Below are 12,671 nucleotides of genomic sequence, written 5' to 3'. Positions count from 1 at the left end.
TGTTCCGCACGATGCTCGACCTGCTGGAGGAGCTGAACGAGAAGATCGGCGATCTCGACAAGGAGATTGCGCGCCGGGCTCGTGAGGATGCCGTCGCGAGGCGGCTTATGACGATCCCTGGGGTTGGACCGATTACGGCCACCGCATTGGCGGCTCTGGCGCCTCCAGCAGAAAGCTTCACCAAGGGACGGGACTTTGCGGCGTGGCTAGGTCTGGCGCCAAGGCAGATGTCGACGGGCGGCAAGCAGAAGCTGGGCTCGATATCCAAAATGGGCGAGCGCACACTGCGGCGATTGCTCATCATCGGTTGCAGTGCGGTGGTCCTGCAGGCCAGCAAGCGAGGCGCGCCTCAAGGCTCCTGGCTCGAGCAGATGATGGCGAGGAAACCGCGTATGCTGGTCACGGTTGCCCTTGCCAACAAGACAGCGCGGATCATCTGGGCCGTGCTTGTAAAGGGAGAGGATTACAGAGCTCCGGTCGCAGCCGCGGCGTAAGCCAAGGCGGACCAGAGGTCGCCGGAAGGCGTAGTCGGTCGAAGGAGAGTATGGCACAACAGTCGGCGAGACGGGGCCGGAAGAACCAGGGCTTTCCACTGTGCCGCGAGCACGCTGTGGGTGATGTGGTTCCGGTCCGCGAACTCCCATACGGGCCCGCAGCCTCCGATGCTGCATTGCAAGGCCGGACAGATGGCCGCATCCGACTATGTGCACTACCTCCAAAAATCGCTTGCGTCTTTTGGGGCGTCCACAGATGGGAAGCGCCACCCTCCATTTTCGTCATCCCGGCGAAGGCCGGGATCTTTCTGGTGCGCTACCGCGATAGGGTGATCCCGCCCTTCGCCGGGATGACGGAGTGTGATCGAAATCCGTTTTTTTCCCCGTTCGTGTCGAGCGAAGTCGAGACACCCGTCGACACGGCGCCTAGTCCGAGGGGCATCTCGACTTCGCTCGATGCGAACGGGTTGGGGGAAGCATGAGTGTCCGCTTCAGGGTCGTTAGCGGACGTTGCTTCAGAACGTCGCCCCCGCGCAGGCGGGGGCCGCAATCGGCCTTTTTTTGCGGCGCTGCGTAAACCGACAGCGGCCCCGCCTTCGCGGGGGGCGAAGGGACTTGTTCCGGCCGAAACCCGAAACCCTACAGCCGCACCATCCGCATTCCCTGTTCGCCATAGCGCGGGCCGCTGGTGCCGCCCTTCGGCGCTGCTGCGTCGATCGCCGCAATATCGTCGGCGCTGAGGGTCAGGTCGGCGGCGGCCATGCTGTCTTCCATCGTGGCGCGGCGCTTGGTGCCGGGAATGGGGACGATGTCGTCGCCCTGCGCGAGCAGCCACGCGAGTCCGACCTGCGCCTTAGACACGCGGTGCCGGTCGGCGACTGCGCCGATCGCATCGACGATGCGCAGGTTGGCGGGCAGATTTTCCTCCGAATAGCGCGGGTCGTTGCGGCGCCAGTCATGCTCGGGCAGCTCGTCGCGGCTGCGCACCGCGCCCGCAAGGAACCCGCGGCCGAGCGGCGAATAGGGGACGAAGCCGATGCCGAACTCGCGGCAGACCGGCAGGATTTCATCCTCCACGTCGCGCTCCCAGATCGAATATTCGCTCTGCAAGGCGGTGATCGGTGCGACCTTGGCGGCGCGGCGCAGCGTCTCGGGGCCGGCTTCGGATAGCGCGATGTGGCGCACCTTGCCTTCCTTGACCAGTTCCATCATCCCGCCGACGGTTTCCTCGATCGGTACCGAGGGGTCGACGCGGTGCTGGTAGAAGAGATCGATCGTGTCGATGCCAAGGCGCTGGAGCGAGCCTTCGCAGGCGCGCCGCGCGTTGTCGGGGCTGCCGTCCACGCCGACGATCTGCTTGCCGTCGAAGCGGAAGCCGAACTTGGTCGCGATGACAAGACCGTCGCGCTTGCCCTTGATGGCTTCGCCGAGCAGTTCTTCATTGGTGAACGGGCCATAGATTTGCGCGGTGTCGAAGAAGGTGACGCCCATGTCGATCGCGCGGTGGATCGTCCGCGTCGCCTCGTCCATGTCGGCGGCTTCGCCATAGAGGATATTGCCGCCCTTGATCATCGGCATACAGCCGACGCCGATCGCCGAGACTTCGAGGCCGTGGCCGAGCTTGCGATATTTCATGCTGCTTCTCCTTCTGGTTCGTCGCGAACGCCGTCGGCGGCATATTTGGTCGCGGCGACGTCGGCGATAACATTGCCCAATGTCCGGAATATGTCGGGAAAGGTCTCGACCGCGACGAGCAGCCCCAGCGGCGCGACGGGCACCCCCATCGATACGGCAATCGGCGCGATCGATGTGACATAGCTGATCGATCCGGGCAGGCTGACCGAACTCAGCGCCGCGGCCATCGCGACGGCAAGGCCGACCGCCATCGTCCACGGCGACAGCGTCAGGCCGAACAGCCAGGCAATATAGACGACCACCGCCAAGTTCATCGCCGGGCTGGTAAAGCGGAAGAGCGCCACCGCGAGCGGCAGGACGATATCGGCCTTTTTGGGATCGACGCCCAGATCCTCGGTCGCGCGGAGCATCGCGGGCAGGCTGGCGAGCGAGCTTTGCGTTGACAGCGCGACGGCGAGCGTGGGCACCATCGCCCGGACGAAACGCGCCGGCGCGACGCCGACGACCAGCCAGGCGAGCGCGAGGCCGAGGAGAATACAGCAGACGCCAACGCCGGAGACGATCAGCACATAGTGGAGAAGGCCGCCGAACGCCGCGAGCCCGGCCTTGATTGCCAGCGCATAGCCGAGTGCGAACACCCCGATCGGGGCGAGCGCAAGCACCCAGCCGATGACGACGAGCATCGTGTCGCCCAATGCCTTGAACAGGCCCGACAGGCTGGCGCGCGCGTCGGGGGCGATGCGCGTCATGGCGAAGGCGAAGATGGTGGTGAAGACGATCAGCGGCAGGACAGTCGTCTCCGCCGCCGCGGCGATCGGGTTGGCGGGGATCAGGCCGAGGATGAAATCCGAAAAGGTCGGCGAGGGCGGCGCTTCGGTCGCGCCGCCGAGCCCGCCGCGCAGCGCCGCCGCGGCGCCCTGCGACAGCGGAAACAGGCGGAGCAACAGCGGCGTGACGAGCAGCGACATCAGGCCGGTGAGAAAAATCGATACCATGAAGATGCCGACCGACCGCGCCGCGAGCGTTCCCGCGCGCGCGGCGTCTGCGGTCGCAGTGATGCCGGTGATCAGCAGCGCGACGATTAGCGGGATGATCGTCATCGTCAGCGCCTTCAGCCACAACAGGCCGACGGTTTCGACATAGGGAAGCGACGCCGTGCCCGCTGTCGGGGCGGCCATGTCGAGCAGGATGCCGAGCAGCATGCCTGCAATCAGCGATGACAGGATGATCCATGCCGATTTCAAGTTCAAAACCTCCGGCCTGCTTGCCAAGCAAATATGGGTGACTTAGTGCCGTCCGGACTGCCGGGGTGGGCGAGCGTGAACCCCGAGGATTAGGAAGCGGAGACGGCATGCGCAAGTTTTTCGGAACCGACGGGATCCGGGGCCTGACCAACAAGGTGCCGATGACCGCCGAAGTGGCGATGCGCGTCGGCATGGCGGCGGGCGCGCATTTCCTGCGCGGCGGGCACAAACATCGCGTCGTGATCGGCAAGGATACGCGCTTGTCGGGCTATATGCTCGAAAATGCGCTGGTCGCGGGGTTCACCAGCGTCGGCATGGACGTGGTGCAGGTCGGCCCGATGCCGACGCCTGCAGTGGCGATGCTGACGCAGTCGATGCGCGCCGATCTGGGCGTGATGATCTCTGCCAGCCACAATCCCTTCCACGACAATGGCATCAAACTGTTCGGGCCCGATGGCTACAAGCTGTCCGATGCCGATGAAATGCAGATCGAGGCATTGCTCGAAGCGGCGCCGGCGCTTGCCGAACCCGCGCATATCGGCCGCGCCAAACGGATCGAGGACGCGCGCGGGCGCTATATTCACGCGGTAAAGCAGAGCCTGCCCGGCTCGGTGCGCCTCGACGGGCTGAAGCTGGTGCTCGATTGCGCCAATGGTGCCGCCTACAACAGCGCGCCGACCGTATTCTGGGAACTGGGCGCCGACGTGATCGCGATCGGCGTCGAACCCAACGGCACCAACATCAACGACCGCTGCGGATCGACCGCGCCGGCGCTGCTTCAGGAAACGGTGGTGGCGAGCGGCGCCGACATCGGGGTCGCGCTCGACGGCGACGCCGACCGGTTGATCGTCGTCGACGAAAAGGGCAACATCGTCGACGGCGACCAGATCATGGCGCTGATCGGGGCGAGCTGGGCGCGGCAGGGACGGCTCAAAGGCGGCGGCGTCGTCGCGACGGTGATGTCGAACCTTGGCCTCGAACGCTTTCTCGAGAGCGAGGGGCTGCGGCTCGAGCGGACCAAGGTTGGCGACCGTTATGTCCTCGAACGGATGAAGGCGGGCGGTTTCAACGTCGGCGGCGAACAATCGGGGCACATGATCCTGTCGGACCATGCGACGACGGGCGACGGGACGCTCGCCGCGCTTCAATTGCTTGCCGAACTCGTCCGCGCCGGACGACCGGCGAGCGAGTTGCTCCACCAATTCGACCCGGTCCCGCAGCTTTTGAAGAATGTGCGCTTCGCCGGCGGCAAACCGCTCGACGCGCCGACGGTGCAGGCGGCGATCGCCGAGGGTGAAACCATGCTCGACGGCCGCGGCCGCCTTGTCATCCGGGCCTCGGGCACCGAACCCGTCATCCGCGTCATGGCCGAAGGCGACGATGCGGGTGAGGTTGAACAGGTGGTCGACATGATCTGCGACGCGGTGCGCGCGGCGGCGGCGAATTGACAACCGAATAGTCTCATCCCGTTCGTGCTGAGCTTGTCGAAGCACCATTCTCTTCTCTATGAACCGAGCAGGAAGAACGGCCCCCCTTCGACAAGAGCAGGGCGAACGGCTTTTAAGGAATTTGTACATGCTTGAAATGCGACCCGATTGCGAACGCTGCGGCCGTGATTTGCCCGCGGACATTCACGGCGCCTTCATCTGCTCGTTCGAATGCACCTTTTGCGCGACCTGCGCCGACAAGCTCGACGAACGCTGCCCCAATTGCGGCGGCGACCTGCTCGACCGTCCGCTGCGCGAAGGCGCTGCGCTGGCGAAATTCCCCGCTTCGACGGAGCGAAAGTTCAAGCGTTGACCGCACGCGTTCTGATTATCGCCGGCTCCGATAGCGGCGGCGGTGCGGGCATTCAGGCGGATATCAAGACCGTCACCATGCTCGGCGGCCACGCGATGACCGCGATCACCGCGATCACCGCGCAGAATACGATGGGCGTGCAGGGCGTCCACGCGATCCCGGCCGAGATGGTGCTGATGCAGATCGACAGCGTCGTCGCCGACATCGGCGTCGACGCAGTGAAGATCGGCATGATCGGCAGCGCGGCAACCGCGGCGGCGGTCGCCGAACGGCTTCGCCGGCCCGACATGGCCGGGGCCGCGGTGGTGTTCGACCCGGTCATGGTCGCCACCAGCGGATCGGTGCTTGCCGACGCCGACACAATCCGCGCGTTCGAGGCGCTGCTGGACCGGGCGGCGGTGGCGACGCCCAATCTCGGCGAACTGGCGGCGCTCGGCGGCGAGGCGGCGGTGCTGGCGCATGGCTGCGCGCTGCTCGCCAAGGGCGGGCATGGCGAAGGCGACACCGTGGTCGACCGGCTGATCGAGGCCGATGCGGGCGAAGTGGCGCGCTGGGAAGCCCCGCGTATCGCGACGATGAACACCCACGGTACCGGCTGCACGCTTGCCAGCGCAATCGCGACCGGGCTGGCGCAGGGTATGCCGCTCGAGCCCGCGGTGGCGCGCGCGCGCGACTTCGTGCGGTTGGCGCTGATGGATGCGCCCGGATTGGGCGAGGGGCATGGTCCGATGGGGCAACAGGGGGTGCGGAACGACGGGCTGTTTACCGGCCCTGCACTCAACCAGATCACCCTGCCGGCGACCGATTATGCGGCTTCGGTGGCCTTCTACAAACAAATGGGGCTGACCCAGATCGTCGATAGCAACGCAAAGGGCTATGCCCGCTTCGAGGCTGCGAACGGCGTCACCCTCTCGATTCATGTCGGCGACGGCGACGCGGGCGGGACGACCACCTATCTGGAAAGCGGCGCGCTCGACGCCTGGGTCGCCTATCTCGCGCGGCGCGGGGCGCGCTTCGACCAGATGCCGCGCGACGAGGAATGGGGCTGGCGCGAGGCGCGGTTGACCGATCCCGCGGGCAATCGTCTGTGCCTCTATCAGGCGGGCGAATATCGGCGTTATCCGCCGTGGCGGATATGATCGTCGTCGGCGTCGACGAGGCGGGGCGCGGACCGCTCGCGGGTCCGGTGGTCGCGGCCGCGGTGATCCTGTGCGACGACGGGATCGACGGTCTCGACGACAGCAAGAAATTGAGCGCGAAGCGCCGTGCCGCGCTGGAGATCGAAATCAAGGCGCGTTGCCGCTGGGGCGTCGGCGAAGCGAGCGTGACCGAGATCGACAGCATCAACATTTTGCAGGCGACTTTCCTTGCGATGACGCGCGCGGTCGAGGCACTGGGGGTCGAGCCCGGCGAGGTGCTGGTCGACGGCAATCGCCTGCCCAGATGGCGCTGGCGCGCGCAGGCGATCGTCGACGGCGATGCGCTGCACCCTTGTATTTCGGCGGCGAGCATCATCGCCAAGGAGCATCGCGACCGCTTCATGGCCGACGCGGCGCGCCGCTTTCCCGGTTTTGGCTGGGAGACGAATATGGGCTATGGCACCGCGCAGCATCTGGCGGCGCTGCGGCAATTGGGGCCGACGCCGCTCCACCGCGCGAGCTTTGCGCCGGTCGCACAGCTGACGCTGATCTGACGGACGGGAGAGGGCGATGAGCGGATTTACGGCAGAGCATGTCTCCGCGCAGACCGGTCGCCGCTTCCTCGTCACCGGCGCCAATGCCGGCATCGGTTTCGAAGTTGCGCGCATCCTGGCGGCGCGCGGGGCGGCGGTGGTGCTTGCCTGCCGCGACGCAGCGCGCGCCGAGGCGGCAATGGCGCGCATCGCGGACGATGTTCCCGGCGCCGACCTGTCCTTCGTGCGGCTCGATCTCGCCGATCTCGATCAGGTTCGCGAGGCGGCGGCCGTGGTACGCGCCGGGCCGCGCATCGATGTCCTCGTCAACAATGCGGGCGTCATGATCCCGCCGCGGTCGCTGACCGCGCAGGGCTTCGAATTGCAGTTCGGGGTCAATCACCTCGGCACCTTTGCCTTTACCGGCTTGATACATGGTCATGTCGACGACCGGATCGTCGTCACCGCCAGCCTGGCGCACAAGAGCGGAACGATCGACTTCAGCGATCTCGATGCCCGGCGCGGCTATCATGGCTGGTCGCGCTATCAGGCGAGCAAGCTCGCCAATCTGTCCTATATGTTCGAGCTCGATCGCCGGCTGGGCGCGGCGAGGCGGGCGACGCAGGCGATCGGTGCGCATCCGGGTGTCGCGCTCACCGAGCTGACACGCCATCTGCCGTGGCCGCTGCGGTCGATGACGCCGCTGGCCACGCCCTTCTTCAACAGCGCGGCGCAGGGCGCCTGGCCGACCTTGCAGGCGGCAACCGGCGCCCATGTGCAGGGCGGCGACTATCTGGGACCGCAGGGGCTGGGCGAGATCAGCGGCGCGTCGGGACCCGCGCGCGCGACCAAGGCGGCGCGCGACCCGAAGCTGGGGCGCGAATTGTGGGAGCGTTCGGTCGACCTCACCGGGGTCGATCCGGGAATTTGAACACGAATGGCGCTTGGTTGGGCGCCAAATCGAAAAAAATCTGCCGCTGAGTCCTGACGGCCACACCACCAGTGGTTGAGTCCCCGAGTCGCGCGAGACTCCATATGTCGTGGCAGACTCCTTTCGTTCTCGGCGCGTTAACCATTTCGAGAGGCGGAATCCCTAGAATCCTGCGCTTGACGGCGGACTCCGCCGGACTCATCAGGGGCTTCTTTCGGACAAGGACAGGGGCGAAACATGGGTGTTATGGAACGGGTCAAGGCGCCGGCCGCAAAACAGCGGACGCCGAAAGCGGCCCCGCTCGATCTGCCACTGGACAGCATCCTGCAAGGCGACTGCATCGCCATGATGCGCAGCCTGCCGGCGGCATCGGTCGACATGATCTTCGCCGACCCGCCCTATAACCTCCAGCTCGGCGGGGATCTGCATCGTCCCGACGGCAGCCAGGTCGACGCCGTCGACGATGATTGGGACAAGTTCGACAGTCTCGCGGCCTATGACCGTTTCACCCATGCGTGGCTCAAGGAAGCGAAGCGCATCCTGAAACCCAATGGCAGCATCTGGGTGATCGGCAGCTATCACAACATCTTCCGCGTCGGCACCGCGCTTCAGGACAATGGCTATTGGATCCTGAACGATATCGTGTGGCGCAAGGCGAACCCGATGCCCAATTTCAAGGGCACGCGCTTCACCAATGCGCACGAGACGCTGATCTGGGCCTCGATGGGCGAAAAGTCGCGCTACACCTTCAATTATCGCGCGATGAAGACGCTCAACGACGAGCTTCAGATGCGCTCCGACTGGCTCATCCCGATCTGCGGCGGTCAGGAACGGCTCAAGAAGGGCGGCACGAAAGTACACCCGACCCAGAAGCCCGAGGCGCTGTTGTATCGCATCCTGCTCGCCTGCTCGAACCCCGGCGACGTGATCCTCGACCCGTTTTTCGGCACCGGAACCACCGGCGCGGTCGCGAAGCGCCTCGGCCGCCGCTTCATCGGCATCGAACGCGAGGACGGCTATATCGAAGCGGCAAAGGAGCGCATCGAAATGGCGCTGCCGCTCGACGAAAGCACGGTGCGGACGATGATGGCGCCTAAGGCCGCAACGCGCGTCGCCTTCGGCACGCTGGTCGAATGCGGCATGATTGCACCGGGAACGACGCTCACCGATACGAAGCGCCGCTGGAAGGCGGTGGTGCGTGTCGACGGCAGTCTGGAATGCGAGGGGCAACCCGCGGGGTCGATCCACAAGGTCGGCGCGGGCGTGCAGGGCACGCCGAGCTGCAACGGCTGGACATTCTGGCACGTCGATACGGGCAAGGAATTGCGCGTGATCGACACGGTGCGGCAGGACTGGTTGCTCGCGAACGAGGCATAGGCCTCGCCGCCCCCGCGAAGGCGGGGGCCGTGGGCTAGATCGCACTGCCGCGCCGCGGAAGGCCGACTACGGTTCCCGCCTCCGCGGGGGCGACGGGAAAGGGATTGCATGTTCGTTCCACTCACCAAGCCGGACTTCGGTACGACATGGGAGGATGCGCGTGTCTACCTCCGCCCGACCTGCTTCGTCGATCGGCCGCATGAACTTGACAAGCATTGCCTGCGGCTTGCCGACGCGATGATCTGGTTTGCGGCCTGGCATGTCAGCCTGCGCGATAATGACATGATCCGCTCGGCGGTGGTGCCGGTGGCCGAACTCGACGACTGGATTGCCGCGATGCCCAGCCGGCTCGCCGATGCAGCGCGCGCGCAGCGGGCCGCGACGGCACGACCGCGCGGCGCGCTGACGCTGGGCGCGCGGACAGTTCGGCTCGGCGAGCCGCAGATCATGGGCATCCTCAACGTCACGCCCGACAGTTTTTCCGACGGTGGCAAGACAATCGACGAGGCGGCGGCGATCGAGGCCGGTTTCGCCATGGCCTCGGCAGGGGCGGCGATCGTCGATGTCGGCGGGGAATCGACCCGGCCCGGCGCGCCGCTGGTCTGGGAAGGCGACGAGGTCAAGCGCGTGGAAAATGTCGTCGCGGCGCTCGCGCGCGGCGGAACCGCGGTGTCGATCGACACGCGCAAGGCGGCGGTCATGGAGGCGGCGCTCGCCGCCGGGGCGACGATCGTCAACGATATTTCGGCGCTGCGCTACGACGACCGCGCGACGGAGGTCGTGGCGCGCGCAGGCTGCGCCGTCGTGCTGATGCACGCGCCGTCGGCAAAGAGCGATCCGCACGAAGGCGGCACCTACGCGCATGTCCTGTTCGACGTTTACGACATGCTCGCCGAGCGTGTCGCGGACTGCATCGCGGCGGGCATCGACCCCGCAAAGATCATCGTCGATCCGGGCATCGGCTTCGGCAAGGGGGTCGCCGACAATCTGGCGCTGATCAATGGCCTTGCGCTCTTCCACACCCTCGGCTGCCCGCTGCTCTTCGGGGCGAGCCGCAAGCGCCTGATCGGGGCACTGGACAACGAAGCCCCTGCAGACCAGCGCCTTGGCGGCACAGTCGCGCTTCATTATCAGGCTGCGACGCAGGGCGCACAGTTGCTGCGGGTGCATGATGTGGCCGAAAACCGGCAGGCGCTGCGGGTGTGGCGCGGGCTGCGGGATGCGGCGCTGACCGCCTGAGTTCCTCCATCGGTCGCGGGAGAGGAAACCCTGCAGCACTGTCATGCGTCCCCTTCTTGAAGGCCCGCTCCGATTGCGGGCTCCGAAGGAGACTTCCATGCAGCTTCCCCATGGCACCCATGTCGCCGTCGCCGACGGCAACCGCTTCGTTCTGTTTCGCAACGATGGCGATGCAGACCTTATCAACCTTGTCGATGCGGCCAGCCCGGAGGTCGACGCCGGAAACCGTGGCGGCGCGAAGCCCGAACCCCGCGACCTTGACGAGCGTGGACACGCCGCGGGCGTCGCGGCGCTTCTTAACAAGCGCATCCTCGACAACGAAATCGAAAAGCTGCTCGTGATTGCCGATCCGCACACGCTCGGCGTGATGCGCGGGCATTATCACCGCGAACTTGAAAAGCGGCTGGTCGGCGAACTCGCCAAGACGCTGACCAATGCCGATACGGCGCAGATCGAGCAGGCGATCGGCGCGGCTTAGGCCGCGGTGTCGATCCCCAGATCGCTGAGCTTGCGATACAGCGTCGAGCGCCCGATCCCGAGCCGGCGGGCGACTTCGCTCATGCGGCCGCGGTAATGGCCGATGGCGAGGCGGATGACATCGGCTTCGATATCCTCGAGCGGACGAAGATTGCCGTCCGGGAGGTAGAGGGTGATGCCGATCGCCTCGCCGTTGATCGCGACATTGGCGTCTCCGCTCACGCTGCCACCGAGCGCAGCTTCGATCGCCTTGAAGTCGGCACTCGTCAGCACGTCGGTCTTGCTTTCGACCGCCGCGCGGAACAGCACGTCCTGCAACTGACGGACATTGCCCGGCCAGGCATAGGCGGCGAGCAGGCGTAGGGCATCGTCGGTGATGCCGATCGGCCCCATGCCGGGCAGGCCGCCGATGCGCGTGAGCAGATGGCGGGCGAGCGGCCCAACATCGCCGCGCCGTTCGGAAAGCGAGGGCAGGGTGAATTGCGCGGTCGACAGCGCGTAGAACAGGTCTTCGCGGAAGTGTCCTGCCTCGATCAGCTTGTCGAGCGGGCTGGCGCTGGTCGCGATGATGCGGACGTCGACGGTCTGGCGGATCGAGCCACCGATCATCTGCACTTCGCCGCTGTTCAGAAATTCGACGAGTTTTGCCTGCGTGTCGAGCGGGATACATTCGACATGGTCGATGATGATGCTGCCGCCGTCGGCCTGCACCAGCCGGCCGACCTGCCGGTCGAAGGCGCCGGGAAAGGCACCGCGTTCGTGGCCGAACAGTCCCGATCCGATAAGCCCCGGCGATACCGCCGAACAATCGACCATCACCAGCGGGCCGCGCGCACGCGGACTGGCGCTGTGGATCGCGCGGGCAAAGACTTCCTTGCCGGTGCCCGGCTTGCCGTTGATCATCACCGGCACGCGGGCGCGCGCGGCCTTGGCGGCGATCGCCAGCGCGCTACGGAAATTGGGCGACGAACCGATGATTTCTTCGAAGGCGAGCGGCGCGCGCAGCTTTTCGGTGAGCGGGCGCAATTCGCCCTGCGGGCCGGTCTGCGAGACGATGCGGTCGAGCGCGCCGAGCAGCCGGTCGGGCGCGATGGGCTTTTGCACGAAATCGCTCGCGCCAGCGCGCATCGCGGCAACCGCGACTTCGACGCCGTTGCGCATGGTGATGACGATAAGCGGCAGCGCCGGGCGCCAGCGGCGCAGTTCGGCGATGAATTCGGGGATCGGCACGCCCGGCGCGCCCTGATCGACGAGCACGGCGTCGAGCGCCATGCCTTCCTGGGTGCCGAGCTTCGCGAGCGCGGTGTCGGTGTCGGCGGCGACGATGCTGCGCCAGCCGCCCCGCGACACCAGCGCCGAAAGGAATCGCTGCTGCGCCGGTTCGCTGTCGACGATCATCACCATTCGCGTGTCGCGCGCGTTCGCCATCGCTTCCCAATTGCCCCTTTTGTCGGCACGCAGGGTGCCGGTGTCCGCGGTAGCCGCCATGTGTAACCGGGATGGGTAAAGGCCGGATTAAGGCCACCAGGCTTTTGCCCGCCGTGCGCCGCGGCGCAAAACGGGCTATTGAGCATCGGGGGGCGCATGGCTAAGACCGGCGCGATATCCGATTCTGGCGGGCGCCCGGCGCAGCGCCGGCGGGCAGGAAACAAGCGGATACAAGGCAAAGGGGAATGGCCATGGCGGAACAGGATATGAAAACGGCGAACCAGACCTATGAAGGCTTTCTGGGCCTTTTGAAGGTCGGCACGATCGCAACCGTGATCGTCGCCGTCGTCGTCGTCCTTCTGATCTCTTCCTAA

At 66.2% G+C, this 12,671-nt stretch carries 13 protein-coding genes; 10 read left to right on the top strand and 3 right to left on the bottom strand.

Annotation, left to right across the window (positions count from 1 at the left end):
* A partial coding sequence (locus L0963_RS08140; protein WP_234179095.1) for an IS110 family transposase occupies nucleotides 1-494 on the top strand: 494 nt, incomplete at its 5' end.
* A gap of 639 nt (nucleotides 495-1,133) precedes the next feature.
* Here L0963_RS08140 and L0963_RS08135 read toward each other — a convergent pair.
* On the bottom strand, nucleotides 1,134-2,129 hold the full coding sequence (locus tag L0963_RS08135; protein WP_234179093.1) for an aldo/keto reductase: 996 nt from the start codon (nucleotides 2,127-2,129) through the stop codon (nucleotides 1,134-1,136).
* Entirely contained in the window at nucleotides 2,126-3,379 is a 1,254-nt protein-coding gene (locus L0963_RS08130; protein WP_326490181.1) for a dicarboxylate/amino acid:cation symporter, read from the bottom strand. The genes L0963_RS08135 and L0963_RS08130 overlap by 4 nt, the downstream gene beginning before the upstream one ends.
* A gap of 101 nt (nucleotides 3,380-3,480) precedes the next feature.
* Between L0963_RS08130 and glmM the strand changes: the two genes are divergently transcribed.
* The 8 genes from glmM (at nucleotide 3,481) to L0963_RS08090 (ending at nucleotide 10,870) form a co-directional block, all read left to right on the top strand.
* Entirely contained in the window at nucleotides 3,481-4,821 is a 1,341-nt protein-coding gene (gene glmM, locus L0963_RS08125; protein ID WP_062902319.1) for a phosphoglucosamine mutase, read from the top strand.
* Nucleotides 4,822-4,948: 127 nt separating this feature from the next.
* Nucleotides 4,949-5,173 carry a DUF1272 domain-containing protein gene (locus L0963_RS08120; RefSeq protein ID WP_003051183.1) on the top strand — a complete coding sequence of 75 codons (225 nt, stop codon included), beginning with the start codon at nucleotides 4,949-4,951 and terminating at the stop codon, nucleotides 5,171-5,173.
* Nucleotides 5,170-6,312, top strand: a complete 1,143-nt coding sequence (thiD, locus tag L0963_RS08115; RefSeq protein WP_062902320.1) for a bifunctional hydroxymethylpyrimidine kinase/phosphomethylpyrimidine kinase — start codon at nucleotides 5,170-5,172, stop codon at nucleotides 6,310-6,312. The genes L0963_RS08120 and thiD overlap by 4 nt, the downstream gene beginning before the upstream one ends.
* Nucleotides 6,309-6,866 carry a ribonuclease HII gene (locus L0963_RS08110; protein ID WP_058811756.1) on the top strand — a complete coding sequence of 186 codons (558 nt, stop codon included), beginning with the start codon at nucleotides 6,309-6,311 and terminating at the stop codon, nucleotides 6,864-6,866. The genes thiD and L0963_RS08110 overlap by 4 nt, the downstream gene beginning before the upstream one ends.
* Before the next feature lie 16 nt (nucleotides 6,867-6,882).
* Nucleotides 6,883-7,776: an oxidoreductase gene (locus tag L0963_RS08105; RefSeq protein ID WP_062902322.1), complete on the top strand. Its 894-nt coding sequence runs from the start codon at nucleotides 6,883-6,885 to the stop codon at nucleotides 7,774-7,776.
* 237 nt (nucleotides 7,777-8,013) lie between these two features.
* Complete coding sequence (locus L0963_RS08100; protein ID WP_062902323.1) at nucleotides 8,014-9,153, top strand: site-specific DNA-methyltransferase; 1,140 nt, start codon at nucleotides 8,014-8,016, stop codon at nucleotides 9,151-9,153.
* Between the two features lie 108 nt (nucleotides 9,154-9,261).
* A complete protein-coding gene (gene folP, locus L0963_RS08095; protein ID WP_062902324.1) occupies nucleotides 9,262-10,392 on the top strand; it encodes a dihydropteroate synthase in 1,131 nt (376 codons plus the stop codon).
* A gap of 97 nt (nucleotides 10,393-10,489) precedes the next feature.
* On the top strand, nucleotides 10,490-10,870 hold the full coding sequence (locus L0963_RS08090; protein WP_217373362.1) for a baeRF12 domain-containing protein: 381 nt from the start codon (nucleotides 10,490-10,492) through the stop codon (nucleotides 10,868-10,870).
* Here the strand turns inward: L0963_RS08090 and L0963_RS08085 are convergent.
* A complete protein-coding gene (locus L0963_RS08085; protein ID WP_062902326.1) occupies nucleotides 10,867-12,297 on the bottom strand; it encodes a sigma-54-dependent transcriptional regulator in 1,431 nt (476 codons plus the stop codon). The two genes, L0963_RS08090 and L0963_RS08085, sit on opposite strands and share 4 nt — an antisense overlap.
* 251 nt (nucleotides 12,298-12,548) lie before the next feature.
* Here L0963_RS08085 and L0963_RS08080 point away from each other — a divergent pair, with 251 nt between their 5' ends.
* On the top strand, nucleotides 12,549-12,671 hold the full coding sequence (locus L0963_RS08080; RefSeq protein WP_003051210.1) for an aa3-type cytochrome c oxidase subunit IV: 123 nt from the start codon (nucleotides 12,549-12,551) through the stop codon (nucleotides 12,669-12,671).

The sequence above is a fragment of the Sphingopyxis sp. NFH-91 genome, assembly GCF_021401285.1.
Taxonomy (GTDB): domain Bacteria; phylum Pseudomonadota; class Alphaproteobacteria; order Sphingomonadales; family Sphingomonadaceae; genus Sphingopyxis; species Sphingopyxis terrae_A.
This window is presented reverse-complemented; position numbering and strand designations above follow the sequence as displayed.

Bases quoted from the DNA above. Each gene is read 5' to 3' on its own strand.
- L0963_RS08135 (WP_234179093.1), bottom strand. From the start codon at position 2,129: ATGAAATATCGCAAGCTCGGCCACGGCCTCGAAGTCTCGGCGATCGGC.
- glmM (WP_062902319.1), top strand. From the start codon at position 3,481: ATGCGCAAGTTTTTCGGAACCGACGGGATCCGGGGCCTGACCAACAAG.
- L0963_RS08120 (WP_003051183.1), top strand. From the start codon at position 4,949: ATGCTTGAAATGCGACCCGATTGCGAACGCTGCGGCCGTGATTTGCCC.
- L0963_RS08110 (WP_058811756.1), top strand. From the start codon at position 6,309: ATGATCGTCGTCGGCGTCGACGAGGCGGGGCGCGGACCGCTCGCGGGT.
- L0963_RS08105 (WP_062902322.1), top strand. From the start codon at position 6,883: ATGAGCGGATTTACGGCAGAGCATGTCTCCGCGCAGACCGGTCGCCGC.
- L0963_RS08100 (WP_062902323.1), top strand. From the start codon at position 8,014: ATGGGTGTTATGGAACGGGTCAAGGCGCCGGCCGCAAAACAGCGGACG.
- folP (WP_062902324.1), top strand. From the start codon at position 9,262: ATGTTCGTTCCACTCACCAAGCCGGACTTCGGTACGACATGGGAGGAT.
- L0963_RS08090 (WP_217373362.1), top strand. From the start codon at position 10,490: ATGCAGCTTCCCCATGGCACCCATGTCGCCGTCGCCGACGGCAACCGC.
- L0963_RS08085 (WP_062902326.1), bottom strand. From the start codon at position 12,297: ATGGCGAACGCGCGCGACACGCGAATGGTGATGATCGTCGACAGCGAA.
- L0963_RS08080 (WP_003051210.1), top strand. From the start codon at position 12,549: ATGGCGGAACAGGATATGAAAACGGCGAACCAGACCTATGAAGGCTTT.